A 14,403-nucleotide genomic window follows, 5' to 3' on the forward strand; every position below is an offset into this window, starting at 1 on the left:
CATGGCGCACGACCATTCCGGCCACCACCATCACGACCACGACCATGCGCATGACCACGATCATGAGCATGACCATGGCCATGCGCACGGCCATCATGGTCACCACGGCCATTCCCATGCGCCCAAGGACTTCGGTCGCGCCTTCGCCGTCGGCGTCGCCCTGAACTTCGGCTTCGTCCTGGTCGAGGCCGGCGCCGGGATCTGGACCCATTCCCTGGCCCTGCTGGCTGACGCCGGTCACAATCTCTCGGACGTGCTGAGCCTGCTGCTGGCCTGGGGCGCGACCGTACTGGCCCGCCGTGCGCCCAGCGCCCGGCGGACCTATGGCCTGCGCAAGGGCACGATCCTGGCGTCCCTGGCCAACGCCGTCCTGCTGTTGGTGGCCGTCGGGGTCATCGTCAACGAGTCGGTGCGCCGCCTGCTGGAGCCTGCGGCCGTCGCGACCCTGCCGGTGATGATCACCGCCGGAATCGGGGTGGTGATCAATACGGCCACCGCCCTGATGTTCATGCGCGGTCACGACGACATGAACGTGCGCGGCGCCTTCCTGCACATGGCCGCCGACGCCGGGGTCTCCCTGGCGGTCGTGATCGGCGCAGGCGTCATGATGCTGACCGGCGGCCTGACCTGGCTGGACCCGGTGCTCAGCCTCGGCATCGCCCTGGTCATCGTGCTTGGCACCTGGTCGCTGCTGCGGGAGTCGGCGGACCTGGCCCTCGACGCCGCGCCCAAGGGGATCGATGTCGGCAAGGTGCGGAACTGGCTGGCCTCGCAGCCCGGCGTCACCGACGTCCACGACCTGCATATCTGGGCGATGAGCACCACCGAGACGGCCCTGACCGTCCACCTGACGCGGCCCGACAACGCCGACCCGGACGGCTTCCTGCACGCCACCTGCGAGGGCCTGGCGCACAAGTTCAACATCGGCCACTGCACCTTGCAGGTCGAGGTCGGCGACGCCGCCCACTGCCGCCTCTCGCCCGCCGAGACCGTGTGAGCGGCGCGCTTCTCCTCTATCGGGCCGGCACGGCCCTCCTGGAGCCATTGGCGCCTGTCCTGCTCCAAAGACGCGCGCGGGCGGGCAAGGAGGACCCGGCGCGGCTGGGCGAACGCCTGGGCCGGCCCACGACGCCGCGGCCGGCGGGACGGCTGGTCTGGCTGCATGGGGTCAGCGTCGGCGAGACCCTGTCCCTCTTGCCGCTGGCCAAGGCCTTGGGCGAGGCGCGGCCTGACCTGACCCTGCTGATCACCTCTGGCACCCGCACCTCGGCCGAACTGCTGGCCGGCCGGCTGCCCACGGGCGCGATCCACCAGTACGCCCCGGTCGATAGCCCGGGCGCCGTCACCCGCTTCCTGGACCACTGGCGCCCGGACCTCGGGGTCCTGGTCGAGAGCGAGCTGTGGCCCAACCTGATCCTGGCGGCGGATAGGCGCGCCCTGCCCCTGGCACTGGTCTCGGCCCGGATGACCCAGGCCAGCGCCGACGGCTGGGCCCGCGCTGGCGGCGCAGCAAAGCGCCTGCTGAGCGCCTTCCGCCTGATCCTGCCCCAGGAGCCGGAGACCGCCGCCCGGCTGGCGGGCCTGGGCGCTGCGGTGGGGCCGGAGCTGAACCTGAAACAGATCGGCGAGCCCCTGCCCTGCGACGCCGCCGAGTTCGACCGGCTTAAGGCGGCCTTCGGCGAGGCCCCTGTGATTCTGGCCGCCAGCACCCATCCGGGCGAAGAGGTGCTGATCGCCCGCGCCTTCCGCGCCGCCGGCCGCGACGCCCGCCTGGTGATCGCCCCGCGTCATCCCGACCGGGCCGAGGCGATCTGCGCAGAGCTGACGGCGGAGGGCTTCAAGGTCGCTCGCCGCAGCCTGGGCGAGGCGCCCGGCGACGGGGTCTATCTGGCCGACACCCTGGGCGAGATGGGGCTGTTCTTCCGGCTGGCCCGCGCCGTGGTGATGGGCGGCAGCTTCTTCGAGGGGATCGGCGGCCATAATCCGTTGGAGCCCGCGCGGCTGGGCGTGCCCATCGTCACCGGCCCGCATGTGTTCAACGCCCAGGCCACCTATGAGGCGATGTTCGATGAGGTGGCTGCGATCCCCGCCGTCGACGAGGCGGCCCTGGCCCGGCACATCGCCGGCCTGATCGACTATCCGCATATCGCCCGCCGCATCGGCCAGGCCGCCCTGGCCCATGCCGGCCGCCAGGGCCAGGCCCTCAACAGGGCGCTCGACCTCATCCTGCCCCTGGTCCCGGCATGAAGCTGCCGACGCCCCGCTGGTGGTATGTGCGCGAGAACGTCCCCGCGCCGGTGACTCGCGCCCTGCTGAAACCCCTGTCCTGGATCTGGGCCTGGGCCACGGCCCGACGCATCGCCAAGGCGGTTCCGGTCGATCCCGGCGTGCCGGTGATCTGCGTCGGCAACCTGACCGCGGGCGGCGTCGGCAAGACGCCGGTGGTGCGCGAACTGCTGCGTCGTCTCCGCGCCTGGGGGATCGAGGCCCAGGGGTTGTCCCGGGGCTATGGCGGGACCCTGCCCGGCCCCCTGTTGGTGCACCCGGAGAGCTACTCCGCCGCCGAGGTGGGGGACGAGCCGCTGATGATGGCCGCCGACGCGCCGATCTGGATCGCCCGCGACCGCGCCGCCGGCGCCAAGGCCGCGGCGGGACACGGCGCCCAGGTGCTGGTGATGGACGACGGCCACCAGAACCCGTCGCTGAAGAAGGCCCTGTCCCTGGTGGTGGTGGACGGCGAGACCCGCAATGGCGAATGGCCGCTGGGCGATGGCTCAGTGTTTCCGGCCGGCCCTCTGCGCGAACCGCTGAAGGTGGGCCTGGCCCGCGCCGACGCCGTGGTGCTGATGATGCCTGACGACCTGGAGACGCCCGATCCGGACCTGCTGGCGGTGTTCACGGGCAAGCCGGTGCTGGTCGCGCGGGTGAAGCCGGCGGCGGCCCCGCCGTCTGGCCCGCAGATGGGCTTCGCCGGCATCGGCAAGCCGTGGAAGGTGGAGCGGGCGCTGAAAGCCGCCGGCTGCGATCTCAAGGACTTCGCGGGCTTCCCCGACCACGCGGCCTATGACGAGCGGACGCTGAAGATCCTGGCGGCGCAGGCGGAGGCGCACGATGCGGGCCTGGTGACCACGGAGAAGGACTGGGCGCGGCTGCCGCCGGCCTGGCGCGACCGGGTCACGGCCTGGCCGGTGCGCTGCGTCTTCGAGGACGAGGCGGCGCTGGACGCCCTCCTCGCCCCACTCCTGAAGGCTTAGGCCCCGGCCTTCTTCGCGAATTCCCAACCGGCCTTGGCCAGGCCCGGAACGCGCTCGGCCATGGCCGCGGCCTGCGGGCTGTTGGCGGTGCCGTCGCGGACCCGACCGACGATCCCCTGCAGGATCCCCGCCAGGCGGAAGCTGTTATAGGCGAAGAACCAGTTCACCTCCGGCAGGCCGTCACGGCCGGTCAGACGGCAGTACTCGGCGACATATTCCTCGGCGGTCGGAATGCCGTGCGCCTTGAGGTCCGGGATCGTGGCGATGGAGCCGTTGACCCAGTTCATCAGCAGGTAGGTGAAGTCGGCCAGCGGATCGCCCAGGGTCGACAGTTCCCAGTCGAGCACGGCGGTGACGCGGGCCTCGGTGGGATGCAGGACCATGTTGTCCAGGCGATAGTCGCCGTGCACCACCGAGGTGCGGTCCTGGTTCGGGACCGACTGGGGCAGCCACTCGATCAGACGCTCCATGTCCTCGAGCTTCACGGTCTCGGAGGCGCGGTACTGCTTGGTCCACCGGTCGACCTGACGGCCCATATAGTTGCCGGGCTTGCCGTAATCGCCCAGGCCGACGGCCTGGTAGTCGGTGTTGTGCAGGTCGGCCAGGGTCTTGAGCTTGGCCATGTAGATGGCGTGGCGCTCGGCCGGCTCGTACTGCGGCAGGGACTGGTCCCACAGGATCCGGCCCTCGACCATGTCCATGACGTAGAACATGGTGCCGATGACGCCTTCGTCGACGCAAAGGCCATAGGGCTTGGCGACCGGGAAGCCGGTCGGGTGCAGGGCCGAGATCACCTTGAACTCACGGTCCACAGCGTGGGCCGAGGGCAGCAGCTTGCCCGGCGGCTTGCGGCGCATGACGTACTTCTTGGCCGGGGTCACCAGCTGGTAGGTCGGGTTGGACTGGCCGCCCTTGAACTGGCGGACCTCCAGCGGCCCCTCGAAGCCCTCGACATTGGCCTGCATCCAGGCGGCCAGGGCGGCCTCGTCGAAGCGATGGCTCTCGGCCACCTCCTTGGTCCCGGTGTTCAGCTGTTCCCGCTGTTGCTCGGCGGCGTCGGCCATGGCGTTTCCCGTCGTCTCTTACGCTTGTTTGAATGCACCTTACCGATCCGGCCCCGGCCCCGGCAAGCGCACGCGGCGGAAACAGACCGATTCTTCGAAATCGGTCAGCCGCGCCGGGTCACCGGCCGAGCACACGCCAGCCGATGTCGGTGCGATGGAAGCCGCCGGGCCAGTCGATCTTGGCGATGGCCGCATAGGCGCGGTCGCGGGCGGTCTTCAGGTCGCCGCCGCGGGCGCAGACATTGAGCACCCGGCCGCCAGAGGCGCGCAGGACCCCCTCGGCGTCGCGGCTGGTGCCGGCATGGAAGACCACCACGTCAGGGCCGAAGTCCTGCTCGGCGCCCTTGATCTCGGAGCCGGTCTTGGGGGCGTCGGGATAGCCCTCGGCCGCCAGCACCACGCAGATCGCAGGATCGTCGTGGAATTCGGGCGGCGGCAGCTGCTCCAGGGTCCCCGCGGCGCAGGCGACCAGATAGGGCACGAGGTCGCTCTTCAGGCGCAGCATCAGCACCTGGCATTCCGGGTCGCCGAAGCGGACGTTGAACTCCACCAGCTTGGGGCCGTCGCGGGTGGCCATCAGCTCGACGAACAGCACCCCCTTGTAGGGCGCCCCCTCGGCGGCGATGCCGGCGAAGGCGGGCTCGGCCAGGCGGGTGCGAACCTGCTCGATCAGGTCAGGGGTGAAGACCGGGGCCGGCGAATAGGTGCCCATGCCGCCGGTGTTGGGGCCCTGCTCGCCGTCATAGGCGCGCTTGTGGTCCTGGGCGCCGCCGAACATCATGACGGTCGCTCCGTCGCACAGGGCGAAATAGGAGCCGATCTCGCCTTCGAGGAACTCCTCGATCACCACCCGCGCGCCGGCGGCGCCGAACCGGCCGCCCAGGGCGTCGTCGATGGCGGCCTCGGCCTCGGCCAGGGTCGGGGCGATCACCACGCCCTTGCCGGCCGCCAGACCGTCGGCCTTGACCACATAGGGGGGTCGAAAGGCGGCGAGCCCAGCCTTGGCGGCCTCGGCCTCGTCAAACACCCTGTAGGCGCTGGTGGGCAGGCCGTGGCGGTCGGTGAAGGCCTTGGTGAAGGCCTTGGAGCTTTCCAGCTGGCCGGCGAAGGCCACCGGGCCGAAACAGGGAATCTTGGCCTGTGCCAGGGCGTCGGCGAGGCCCGCCTCGACGCTGACCTCGGGGCCGATCACCACCAGGTCGGCGGCGATCTCCTGGGCCAGGGCGACCAGGGCGGGCACATCGGTCGGCTTCACCGCCCGCAGGTCGCCCAGGGCCGCCATGCCCGGATTGCCCGGGGCCATGACCAGGCGCTTCACCAGGGGCGAAGCGGCGATCTTCCAGGCCAGCGCATGCTCGCGCCCGCCAGATCCGACGAGAAGGACGTTCAGGGCCTGCTGGGTCATGACCGGGGCTTTCGCCTGTGGCGAGGTCCCAAGTCAAGCCGCCCGCGTCAGGCGTTCATGTCCAGGGAATAGCCCGCCGAGCGGACGGTGCGGATCGGGTCTTCCAGGGCGTCGTCCCGGTTGAGAGCCTTGCGCAGGCGCCCGATGTGGACGTCCACGGTGCGGGCCTCGACATAGACGTCCGAGCCCCAGACCGCGTCGAGCAGCTGCTCGCGGGAGAACACCCGGCCCGGATGCTGCATCAGATAGTCCAGCAGCCGGAACTCCGTCGGGCCCAGGTGGATCTCCTGGCCCTGGCGCTTTACCCGGTGAGCCACCCGGTCCATGACCAGGTCGCCGATGGCGATGCGGTCCTCGGCCAGACCGGGGCGGATCCGGCGCAGGACGGCGCGGATGCGGGCCGACAGCTCGCTCATGGCGAAGGGCTTGACCACATAGTCGTCGGCGCCGGTGTCCAGGCCGCGAATACGGTCGCTCTCCTCACCGCGGGCGGTGAGCATGATGATCGGGACGTTGCGGCTCTCGGTGCGCTGGCGCAGCCTGCGGCAGACCTCGATGCCGGACACCTTGGGCAGCATCCAGTCGAGCACGATGAGGTCGGGCAGGCGCTCGCTGGCCAGGGTCAGGGCCTCCTCGCCGTCGGCGGCTACGACGACCTCATAGCCCTCCTTGTCGAGGTTGTACTGAAGCAGGGTCGAGAGGGCGTCCTCGTCCTCGACCACGAGGATGAAGGGGATCAAGCCGGTATCTCCTAGGGCCGCAGGTCGTCGGTCTTGGGCCGCTCGGCCGAGACCATTTCCTGACCGGTGATTTCGTAGTGCACGATCTCGGCGATGTTGGTCGCGTGGTCGCCGATGCGTTCCAGGTTCTTGGCCACGAACAGCAGGTGGGCGCAGGCGGTGATCGTGCGCGGATCGCCCATCATGTAGGTGAGCAGCTCGCGGAACAGGCTGTTGTAGTGCTCGTCGACCTCGTCATCGCGGGTCCAGACCTGGATGGCCCGGTCCACGTCGGAAGCGGTGTAGGCGTCCAGCACGTCCTTCAGACGCCCGGCCACCAGCCGGCCCATGCGCTCGATGGAGCGGGTCAGCGGGCTGACCGGCTCGACATCGGCCAGGATCAGGGTGCGCTTGGCGATGTTCTTGGCCAGGTCGCCGCAGCGCTCCAGGTTCATGGCGATCTTCATCGCCGCCACCGTCCGGCGCAGGTCGTTGGCCATGGGCTGGCGCAGGGCGATCAGGCGGATCGACTTGCGCTCGATATCGGCCTCCAGGACGTCCAGCCGTTCATCGCGGCCGATGATCTGTTCGGCCAGGGCGCGGTCGCGTTTCAGCACCGCATCCAGGCTGTCGGCCACCGCGGCCTCGGTCAGGCCGCCCATCCGCGCCGTCTCGGCGGTCAGGGTGTTGAGTTCGTCCTCGTAGGACTTGACGATGTGCTCGTTCATGACGGGGTCCTCAGCCGAAGCGGCCGGTGATGTAGTCCTGGGTGCGGCTGTCCCGCGGGTTGGTGAAGATGTCGCCGGTCGGCCCGGCCTCCACCAGCTTGCCCAGGTGGAAGAAGGCGGTCTTCTGCGAGACGCGGGCGGCCTGGGCCATCGAGTGGGTGACGATGACGATGCAGTACTGGCTGCGCAGGTCGTCCATCAGCTCTTCGATCTTGGCCGTGGCGATGGGGTCCAGCGCCGAGCAGGGCTCGTCCATCAGGATCACCTCGGGGCTGACCGCGATGGCCCGGGCGATGACCAGGCGCTGCTGCTGGCCGCCGGACAGGCCGGTGCCGGGCTGGTGCAGACGGTCGGCCACCTCGTTCCACAGGCCGGCGCGCTTCAGCGAGGTTTCAACGATTCCCTCCAGCTCAGACTTGGAGCTGGCGATCCCGTGGATGCGCGGGCCATAGGCCACGTTCTCGAAGATGGTCTTCGGGAAGGGGTTGGGCTTCTGGAACACCATGCCGACGCGGGCGCGCAGGACGACGGGATCGATGCCCTTGTCGTTCACATCCTCGCCGTCGATCTCGATCCGGCCGCGCACCGTGGCGCCGGGGATCGTGTCGTTCATGCGGTTGATGCAGCGCAGGAAGGTCGACTTGCCGCAGCCGGAGGGACCGATCAGGGCGGTGACCGCCTTTTCGGGGACGTCCAGGGCGACGTCGAACAGGGCCTGTTTCTCGCCGTAGAAGACGTTGACGTCGCGGGCGCGGATCTTCAGCGCGGCGTCAGGGCCGGTGCTGCGGGCGCGATCGACGGCGATGTGCGGCGCAGGCGCATGGCCCTCGTCGTCACGGGCGCGGGCGGGCTGGGGGGTGTGGCGCAGGTTCATCGGATTACCACCGGCGTTCGAAGCGGCGGCGAAGCAGGATCGCGGCCAGGTTCATGATGATCATGAAGGTGAGGAGGACGAGGATCGCCGCGGCGGTGCGCTCATGGAAGGCGCGCTCCGAGGCGTTTTCCCAGATGAAGACCTGGACCGGCAGGACGGTCGCCGCGCCGGTGAAGCCTTCCGGCACGCCGGGCACGAAGGAGACCATGCCGATCATCAGGAGGGGCGCGGTCTCGCCCAGCGCGTGGGCCAGGGACAGGATGGAGCCGGTCATCACGCCGGGCATGGCGAGCGGCAGGACGTGGTGGAACACCGTCTGGGTCTTGGACGCGCCAACGCCCAGGGCGGCTTCGCGGATCGACGGCGGCACCGCCTTCAGCGCCGAGCGCGTGGCGATGATCACGGTGGGCAGGGCCATCAGGGCCAGGACCAGACCGCCCACCAGCGGCGAGGAGCGCGGCACGCCCAGCCAGTTGATGAACACCGCCAGGCCGAGCAGGCCGTAGACGATGGAGGGCACGGCGGCGAGGTTGTTGATGTTGACCTCGATCAGGTCGCTGAACCGGCCCTTGGGCGCGAATTCCTCGAGATAGGTCGCGGCCAGCACGCCGATCGGGATGGCCAGGGCGGCGGTGATCAGCAGCATCATGGCGGAGCCCACCACAGCCCCCAGCACCCCGGCCTGTTCCGGCTCGGTGGAGTCCGAGCGGGTGAAGAAGCCGGTGTTGAATTCCGACTTCACCGCGCCCTGGGCCTTCAGCTTGTCCAGCCAGGCCAGTTGCTGGTTGTCGAGCTTGCGCTCGTCCTGCGGCGTCGAGCGCTTCAGCTCGCCCTTGAAATAGAGCTGGCCGTCGGCCTTCACCGGACCGGAGACGGTGATCGTCTTGCCGATCAGGTCGGGATTGTCGCGGACCTGCTTCAGCACCTGGAAGCCGAGATCGTTGGAGATCAGCTCCATCAGCTTGCCGGACGTCGTGCCGTACTCGTCGTCCTTCTCGCCCAGGCGGGCGAGGGTCTGGTCGGCGATCATCAGGTCGAAGTTGGCGCCGGCCACGTCGGCCCGATCCACCCGGGCGGGGTCGATATAGACCGGCACGGTCATCTTGTAGTCGACGAAGGTCGAGTAACCCTGGACCACGATGCGGCCGACCAGGACCGCGAGGAAGCTCAGCGCCACCACGATGGCCAGGCGGCCATAGAGGCGGAAGCGCATCTCCTCGGCGTGGCGCTTCTTCAGCCGCGCCTCGACCGCGGCGCGCAGGGACGGCTGGGCCGTCGGAAGGGCGGCGTCAGTCATATTGTTCCCGATACTTCTGGACCACGCGCAGGGCGATGATGTTCAGCGCGAAGGTCACGACGAATAGGGCCAGGCCCAGGCCGAAGGCGGCCAGGGTCTTGGGGCTGTCGAACTCCTGGTCGCCGGTCAGCAGGGTGACGATCTGGACCGTCACCGTGGTCACCGTATCCAGGGGATTGATGGTGGTCTTGGCCTGCAGGCCGGCGGCCATGGTCACGATCATGGTCTCGCCGACGGCGCGGGACACGGCCAGCAGCATGGCGGCCATGATCCCGGGCAGGGCCGCGGGCAGCACCACCTTCTTCACGGTCTCGGAGCGGGTGGCGCCCATGGCCAGGCTGCCGTCGCGCATCGACTGCGGCACGGCGTTGATGATGTCGTCGGACAGGGACGAGACGAAGGGGATCAGCATGATGCCCATCACCGCCCCCGCCACCAGGGCCATCTGGTTCTGCACCTGGGAGAGATAGACGCCCAGGGTGTCGAAGGGGCCGCCCACAAGCTCGGCCCCCAGGGCGTTGAACCCGGCGCGGAACAGCGGGCCGACGGTCAGGGCGGCGAAGAAGCCGTAGACCACGGTGGGGACCCCGGCCAGGATCTCCAGCAGCGGCTTGACCACCGAGCGGGTCACGCCGCTGGCGTATTCCGACAGGTAGATGGCCGAGAACAGCCCGATCGGCGCGGCCACGATCATGGCGATGACCATGATCAGGAAGGTGCCGGCGAACAGGGGGACGGCGCCGAACGCGCCCTTGGAGGCGTACTGGTCAGAGCGCATGGCGATCTGCGGGTCCCAGTCCAGGCCGAACAGGAACTCCTGGACCGGCACCGACTGGAAGAAGCGCAGGCTCTCCCAGACCAGGGAGGCGACGATGCCGACCGTGGTCAGGATGGCGGTGACCGAGCAGACGATGAACAGGCCTGCGACCCAGCCCTCGACCCGATTGCGGGCCCGGAAGTCAGGCCGGATCCGGCGGATCGCCAGGGCGACGCCCGACAGGGAGAGCACGGCGGCGGCCGCCAGGGCGCCGTAGGTGATAAGGGTCTCAAGCTGGGCCGCCTGGGCGGTCTTGTCCTTGAGGGCGATCCCGAGGTCGCCGTCATAGGTCATCTCGCTGGCTTGGCCGCCATGGGCCAGGGCGCGGGCGTCATCGAAGAACACCTGCTGCTCCTGGGCGGTCAGGGCGGCGACCGGGGCCGGAACCTGGAGCCGCAGCAGGCCGGCTTCCAGGCGCCCGCCGAAGAAGGCGGCGGCCAGGATCAGCAGGGCGGCAGGCACGCCGGCCCACAGCGCGACATAGGCGCCATAGTAGCCCGGCAGGGAATGCATGCGCCGGGGCTGGCCGGCGGCGGCGGTCGTCACCTTGCGCCGCGCGGCGACATAGGTGGCCGCAGAGAAGAGGACGAGCGCCAGTAAGGCGACCCAGGTCAGCATGTGAACTCGCGGTCCTGCAGTTGGAGATCAAGCGGCGGCGGCTGGCCGATCGCTGCGCGGACGGAACCTGCCCGCGCAATGCTGTCCCCATACGACAGTTCTACGACACTTTTGTAACGCCCCCCGGAGCGCGAGGCCTGGCCTCGGCCGCGCCCCCGTTGGCGAGGGGGAAATAGACCGAGAAGGTGGCGCCCGCCCCCTGAGCGCTTTCCACCGCGAAGCCGCCGCGGTGCCGGTTCATGATGTGCTTGACGATCGCCAGGCCGAGCCCGGTGCCCGACCGCTCGCCGCTCTTCTGGCCCTCGACACGGTAGAAGCGTTCGGTGAGCCGCGGCAGGTGCTCCCGCGCGAGGCCCGGTCCGGAATCGCTGATCCGCAGGACGCCATAGAGGTCCTGCGCATGATCGGGGGTCAGCAGCGACATGCGGGCGGCGTCCGCGGCGCGCGGGGCCTGGGCCGCCTCGGCGGTCAGACCGCTTTCCAGGGCCACACGGACGGCGCCGCCCGGCGGGGAATACTTCAGGGCGTTGTCGACCAGGTTCTGGATCACCTGGACGATCTGGTCCCGGTCGCCGACCCCGATCGCCCGGCCGGGTTCCGGCAGGTCGGTTTCGATCCGCACGCCCTTGTCGGCGGCGAGCGGCCCCAGGGCGTCGGCCACGTCCCGCGCCGCCAGGGCCAGGTCGACCTCGCCCTGCGGAGCGATGTGCTCGTTGAGTTCGATCCGCGACAGGGACAGCAGGTCGTCGATCAGCCGCGCCATCCGCTCGGCCTGGGCCTGCATGATGCCCAGGAACCTGTCGCGCACCTTCTCGTCGGTGCGCGCATGGCCCCGGAGGGTCTCGATGAAGCCGCTCAGGGAGGCGAGCGGCGTGCGCAGTTCGTGACTGGCGTTGGCCAGGAAGTCGGCGCGAGTCCGTTCCGCCCGCCGGATGTCGGTCTCGTCGCGCAGCACCAGCATGGCCCGGCGGTCGCCGTTGGGCGCCGTCTCCAGCGGCTTGGCCGAGGCGCGCCAGACGCGATCCTGGGCGCCGCCCATCTCGTAGATCGCCTCGGCGCAGCGGTCGCCGAACAGGGCGACATCCACGGCCTCCAGCACCTCGGGATCGCGGATCACCGTGACCAGCAGCCCCGTCGAATTCTGGATGCGCAGAAAGTCCCGGGCGGCTTCATTGACCAGCACGAAGCGCCGGCCGGCCAGGTCATCCGGCTCGTGGGCGGCGATGACCAGCACGGGGTCCGGCAGGGCGTCCACCAGGCTGGCGTAGGGCGGCGGCTCGCTGCGGCCCGGCTCAAGCGCCGGCTGGTCGTCCCGGGCGGCGGGCACGGCGGCCCGGCCCCCGATCAGCCAGCCAAGCCCCACCACCAGGATCGCCGCGCCAATCGCGGCCGGCAGGCTGAGTTCGCCTCCCGCGCCCAGGGCCACGATCACGGTGGCGGCGGCCCCGGCCACCGCGAGCGCGACGGTCATTGGGCTGAACGAACCGCGCTGCGGCTGGGGCAAAAGCGAATCTCCTGCTGGATTGCCCAGAAAGACAAAAACCTATGTCGCTTCAATGACACGCCTCGGACAACCCGTCGCAGGCTCCGCTCTCAGGAAATCACTTCATATTCATTGTGACGGATTCATAACGCCGTCGCCGGCCGCGATTCGCCGGGTCTGGATTTGGGGGGTTGGACGTGATGGCGTTGAAATCAAAGCTTCTGGCGGGCGCCGCCGTCCTGATGTTGGCCGCGCCGGGCGCGGCCTTCGCCAAGTCGGGCGACGAGGCCCGGATCAAGGCCCTGGAGGCCCAGGTCGCCGACCTGAAGGCGGCGGTGGAAGCCCTGCGGGCCGCGCAGGCCGCGCCGGCGCCGGTCCCGGTGGCGACCCAGCAGGACGTCGCCGCCCTGCGCACCGAGGTCCAGGACCTGAAGGTCTCCACCGACAAGAGCGTCGCCGCCCTGAAGGCCGACGCGCCCACCGCGACCGTCACCATCGCCAACGCCAAGCCGGTGATCGCCAGCACTGACGGCCGCTTCACCGCCGCCTTCCATGGCGTCATGCAGCTGGACACCGCCAAGTACTTCCAGGACGACCATCTGCCGACCGCGGTGACCGTCCGCGACCTGAACGGCGGCGCGAATTTCCGCCGCGCCCGCCTGGGCGTCGACGGCAAGGCCTTCGGGGTCTTCGACTACAACATCCTGCTGGACGTGGGTGGCAGCGGCGCCGAGGACGCCGGCCGCATCCAGGACCTGTGGATCCAGTACTCCGGTCTGAAGCCCTGGCGCTTCCGCATCGGCGCCTTCGCCCCGTCCACCGGACTGGAAGACTCCGCCTCGACCAACAGCAGCCTGTTCGCGGAACGGCCGGCGGTGTCCGACCTGACCCGCGGCCTGGCGGGCGGCGATACGCGCATCGGCGTCGCCGCCATCGGCAATGGCGAGCGCTGGTTCTTCTCCGGCGCCTATACGGGCGCCCTGGTCTCCAGCCTGAACTCCGGCGCGGCCGCCTTCAACGCCCCCACCTTCGATGAGCAGCAGGGCGTGGACCTGCGCGTCGCCGCCGTGCCCTTCCAGGGCAAGGACTGGATGACCCATGTGGGCGCCACCGCCTCGGTCATCGCCCAGCCAGCCGACCTCGGTCCTGCGGCGGCCGTCCGCTACGCGGTCCAGCTGCGCGAACGCCCGGAACTGCGGGTGGATGGAACCCGCCTCATCGACACCGGCGCGATCGACACCAAGGGCCTTGTCGCCTACGGCCTGGAGCTGGCGGTCCAGAAGAGCTCACTGCTGGTGCAGGGCGAGTACTTCGACATCAATCTGGAACGGCGCAATCCGGCCGCCGGGGCCAGCGATCCGAGCTTCAGCGGCTGGTACGTCGAAGGCGGCTTGCTGCTGACCGGCGAGCGCCGCCGCCGCAATATCGCGACCGCAGCCTTCGATGGTCCGACCGTCGCCAAGCCCTTCGACCTGAAGAAGGGAACCTGGGGCGCCTGGGAGCTGACCGCGCGCTACTCGACCCTGGACCTGAACTACGCCGAACGCAGCGCCACCGTGGCCGACCGGGTGCGCGGCGGCGAACAGGATGTCTGGGCCTTGGGGGTGAACTGGTTCCCCAACTCGGCCATGGCCTTCATGCTCGACTACTATCAGATCAGTGTGGACCGGCTGAACACCGCCGGCGCGCAGATCGGCCAGGACGTGCAGGCGCTCAATCTACGGTCCCAGTTCGCCTTCTGACGGGGCTCGGAGGCAACCGGCGCCGGCCCCTGCTCGTTCACGGCTCGCCCGCTCAAGGGCGGACCGGAGCGCCAGCATGTCCCCCGCCGACCTCGTCGGAAGCCTCGCCGCCCTCTGCTCGATGGCCAGCTTCACGCCACAGATCGCCAAGATCGTGGCTGAGCGGGACGCCAGCGCCGTGTCCTTGCGCACCTATGGCGTGACCGTGACCGGGTTCGCCGGCTGGGTCGCCTATGGCGTGCTCATCGACAGCTGGCCGGTGGCGGCCTCCAACGCCGTGTGCCTGGCCCTGTCCGCCGTGATCCTGGTGCTGAAGCTGAAATTCGACCGGCCTGGATCGGGCCCGCGCACCGCTTAAGGCGCGGCTTGGCCGCCCGGCGCGAATTCAATAGGTTGCCGCCG

The 14,403-nt window shown here is 69.8% G+C and carries 13 protein-coding genes; 5 read left to right on the forward strand and 8 right to left on the reverse strand.

Annotated elements, in window-relative coordinates; genetic code table 11:
* Position 1 precedes the first annotated feature (1 nt).
* Genes ACFQ27_RS08695 through lpxK form a run of 3 tightly spaced genes read left to right on the forward strand, consistent with a single transcriptional unit; the run spans position 2 to position 3,254 of the window.
* The gene (locus tag ACFQ27_RS08695; RefSeq protein ID WP_377353294.1) at positions 2-997 is read left to right on the forward strand and encodes a cation diffusion facilitator family transporter; all 996 of its coding nucleotides are present in this window, start codon (positions 2-4) and stop codon (positions 995-997) included.
* Positions 994-2,247 carry a 3-deoxy-D-manno-octulosonic acid transferase gene (locus tag ACFQ27_RS08700; RefSeq protein ID WP_377353295.1) on the forward strand — a complete coding sequence of 418 codons (1,254 nt, stop codon included), beginning with the start codon at positions 994-996 and terminating at the stop codon, positions 2,245-2,247. The genes ACFQ27_RS08695 and ACFQ27_RS08700 overlap by 4 nt, the downstream gene beginning before the upstream one ends.
* Positions 2,244-3,254, forward strand: coding sequence for a tetraacyldisaccharide 4'-kinase (gene lpxK, locus ACFQ27_RS08705; RefSeq protein WP_377353296.1), 1,011 nt, complete (start codon positions 2,244-2,246; stop codon positions 3,252-3,254). Before ACFQ27_RS08700 ends, lpxK begins: the two co-directional genes overlap by 4 nt.
* Here the strand turns inward: lpxK and ACFQ27_RS08710 are convergent.
* The 8 genes from ACFQ27_RS08710 to ACFQ27_RS08745 form a co-directional block, all read right to left on the reverse strand.
* Complete coding sequence (locus tag ACFQ27_RS08710; protein WP_374342957.1) at positions 3,251-4,318, reverse strand: phosphotransferase family protein; 1,068 nt, start codon at positions 4,316-4,318, stop codon at positions 3,251-3,253. The two genes, lpxK and ACFQ27_RS08710, sit on opposite strands and share 4 nt — an antisense overlap.
* A 118-nt stretch (positions 4,319-4,436) precedes the next feature.
* On the reverse strand, positions 4,437-5,723 hold the full coding sequence (gene purD, locus ACFQ27_RS08715; RefSeq protein ID WP_377353297.1) for a phosphoribosylamine--glycine ligase: 1,287 nt from the start codon (positions 5,721-5,723) through the stop codon (positions 4,437-4,439).
* Between the two features lie 47 nt (positions 5,724-5,770).
* Positions 5,771-6,463, reverse strand: a complete 693-nt coding sequence (gene phoB / locus ACFQ27_RS08720; protein WP_374342961.1) for a phosphate regulon transcriptional regulator PhoB — start codon at positions 6,461-6,463, stop codon at positions 5,771-5,773.
* 11 nt (positions 6,464-6,474) lie between these two features.
* On the reverse strand, positions 6,475-7,170 hold the full coding sequence (gene phoU, locus ACFQ27_RS08725) for a phosphate signaling complex protein PhoU (protein WP_374342963.1): 696 nt from the start codon (positions 7,168-7,170) through the stop codon (positions 6,475-6,477).
* 10 nt (positions 7,171-7,180) lie between these two features.
* Entirely contained in the window at positions 7,181-8,044 is an 864-nt protein-coding gene (pstB, locus tag ACFQ27_RS08730; protein WP_374342965.1) for a phosphate ABC transporter ATP-binding protein PstB, read from the reverse strand.
* A 4-nt stretch (positions 8,045-8,048) separates the two neighbouring features.
* Positions 8,049-9,341 carry a phosphate ABC transporter permease PstA gene (gene pstA, locus ACFQ27_RS08735; RefSeq protein WP_377353298.1) on the reverse strand — a complete coding sequence of 431 codons (1,293 nt, stop codon included), beginning with the start codon at positions 9,339-9,341 and terminating at the stop codon, positions 8,049-8,051.
* Positions 9,334-10,776: a phosphate ABC transporter permease subunit PstC gene (pstC, locus tag ACFQ27_RS08740; RefSeq protein WP_377353299.1), complete on the reverse strand. Its 1,443-nt coding sequence runs from the start codon at positions 10,774-10,776 to the stop codon at positions 9,334-9,336. The genes pstA and pstC overlap by 8 nt, the downstream gene beginning before the upstream one ends.
* A gap of 100 nt (positions 10,777-10,876) precedes the next feature.
* Positions 10,877-12,247, reverse strand: a complete 1,371-nt coding sequence (locus ACFQ27_RS08745) for an ATP-binding protein (RefSeq protein ID WP_377353301.1) — start codon at positions 12,245-12,247, stop codon at positions 10,877-10,879.
* A gap of 212 nt (positions 12,248-12,459) precedes the next feature.
* Here ACFQ27_RS08745 and ACFQ27_RS08750 point away from each other — a divergent pair, with 212 nt between their 5' ends.
* Both ACFQ27_RS08750 and ACFQ27_RS08755 read left to right on the forward strand, forming a co-directional pair.
* A complete protein-coding gene (locus tag ACFQ27_RS08750; protein WP_377353302.1) occupies positions 12,460-14,001 on the forward strand; it encodes an OprO/OprP family phosphate-selective porin in 1,542 nt (513 codons plus the stop codon).
* Between the two features lie 76 nt (positions 14,002-14,077).
* On the forward strand, positions 14,078-14,359 hold the full coding sequence (locus tag ACFQ27_RS08755) for a SemiSWEET family sugar transporter (protein WP_374342976.1): 282 nt from the start codon (positions 14,078-14,080) through the stop codon (positions 14,357-14,359).
* The last annotated feature ends 44 nt before the right edge of the window (positions 14,360-14,403 follow it).

Source organism: Phenylobacterium conjunctum (assembly GCF_042679085.1).
In the GTDB taxonomy this organism is placed as follows: domain Bacteria; phylum Pseudomonadota; class Alphaproteobacteria; order Caulobacterales; family Caulobacteraceae; genus Phenylobacterium; species Phenylobacterium conjunctum.

Excerpts from the sequence above, each read along its gene's own strand:
- ACFQ27_RS08695 (WP_377353294.1), top strand. The coding sequence starts at position 2 with ATGGCGCACGACCATTCCGGCCACCACCATCACGACCACGACCATGCG.
- lpxK (WP_377353296.1), top strand. The coding sequence starts at position 2,244 with ATGAAGCTGCCGACGCCCCGCTGGTGGTATGTGCGCGAGAACGTCCCC.
- ACFQ27_RS08710 (WP_374342957.1), bottom strand. The coding sequence starts at position 4,318 with ATGGCCGACGCCGCCGAGCAACAGCGGGAACAGCTGAACACCGGGACC.
- purD (WP_377353297.1), bottom strand. The coding sequence starts at position 5,723 with ATGACCCAGCAGGCCCTGAACGTCCTTCTCGTCGGATCTGGCGGGCGC.
- phoU (WP_374342963.1), bottom strand. The coding sequence starts at position 7,170 with ATGAACGAGCACATCGTCAAGTCCTACGAGGACGAACTCAACACCCTG.
- pstB (WP_374342965.1), bottom strand. The coding sequence starts at position 8,044 with ATGAACCTGCGCCACACCCCCCAGCCCGCCCGCGCCCGTGACGACGAG.
- pstA (WP_377353298.1), bottom strand. The coding sequence starts at position 9,341 with ATGACTGACGCCGCCCTTCCGACGGCCCAGCCGTCCCTGCGCGCCGCG.
- pstC (WP_377353299.1), bottom strand. The coding sequence starts at position 10,776 with ATGCTGACCTGGGTCGCCTTACTGGCGCTCGTCCTCTTCTCTGCGGCC.
- ACFQ27_RS08745 (WP_377353301.1), bottom strand. The coding sequence starts at position 12,247 with ATGACCGTCGCGCTCGCGGTGGCCGGGGCCGCCGCCACCGTGATCGTG.
- ACFQ27_RS08750 (WP_377353302.1), top strand. The coding sequence starts at position 12,460 with ATGGCGTTGAAATCAAAGCTTCTGGCGGGCGCCGCCGTCCTGATGTTG.
- ACFQ27_RS08755 (WP_374342976.1), top strand. The coding sequence starts at position 14,078 with ATGTCCCCCGCCGACCTCGTCGGAAGCCTCGCCGCCCTCTGCTCGATG.